Below are 989 nucleotides of genomic sequence, written 5' to 3' on the forward strand. Positions count from 1 at the left end.
ACTCTCATGCTCTTCGTCAAAAAAGTGAATTTGATTCATCATGATTACTATTGATATAACTGTTGAGAGTGCTAGGTGGAATAATGAGAAAATGCTTTATGATATCACCGAAAAAGCATTAAAAACGACAATGCACCATCTTTCATTGGAAAATGTTGTAAGCGAAATCAGCCTGCTTTTTACAGATGACAAACATATGGCACAGATCAATGCACAATGGCGCAATAAAAACAAATCCACCAATGTGTTATCCTTTCCTGCTTTGCCCCTTAACGCTGGAGATCCACCTGGACTCATGCTTGGTGATATCATTATTGCGCAAGAAACTGTCGTTCTTGAAGCAAAGAAAGAAGGAAAATCTTTTCAGGACCATTTAACGCATATGATTGTCCATGGTATCCTCCATCTGCTTGGCTATAACCATGAAACAAATGATGAAGCGTGTCAAATGGAAGAGCTCGAAATAGAAATTCTGCTAAAGCTTTCCAGAAATGATCCCTATGCTGAATTATCTTAAAATGATAAAAATTAACTTTTTAAATCAATATCACAATCATACAATTTAAAACACCTTATCTCTCTTATAAAAAGAAAGTTTAAAAGATCTCAAAACCATGGAAAATAAAGTGAATGCACAAAATAATAATCAAACGCCTTCTCATACTGAAGAACATTCGCCTCAACAAGCAAATCATACAGAAAAACACTCTCTGATAAATCATTTGTTTTCGTTTTTACGTGGCCGCAATTCTACATCACTGCGTGATAATCTTACCGTTGCACTCACTGCTAACAATGAAAAAGACACTGCCCTCTTTTCACCTGAAGAACGTACTATGCTGCATAATATTCTACGCTTGCGTGAAGCACGCGTTGATGATGTCATGATTCCACGTTCTGAAATCGAGGCATTGGATATAAATACCCCTCTTGGAAAAGCCCTTAAATGTTTTGCAAAAATTGGACATTCTCGCATACCTGTTTATGCT

At 36.4% G+C, this 989-nt stretch carries 1 protein-coding gene and 1 pseudogene; both read left to right on the forward strand.

Annotated features, from left to right (window positions below; all coding sequences use genetic code 11):
• Positions 1 to 40: 40 nt before the first annotated feature.
• Positions 41 to 517, forward strand: coding sequence for an rRNA maturation RNase YbeY (gene ybeY / locus ACFIK8_RS09205; protein WP_375669246.1), 477 nt, complete (start codon positions 41 to 43; stop codon positions 515 to 517).
• A gap of 97 nt (positions 518 to 614) precedes the next feature.
• A pseudogene (locus ACFIK8_RS09210) lies at positions 615 to 989 on the forward strand (HlyC/CorC family transporter); the annotation flags it as partial.

This window comes from Bartonella sp. MR168JLCBS, assembly GCF_042194175.1.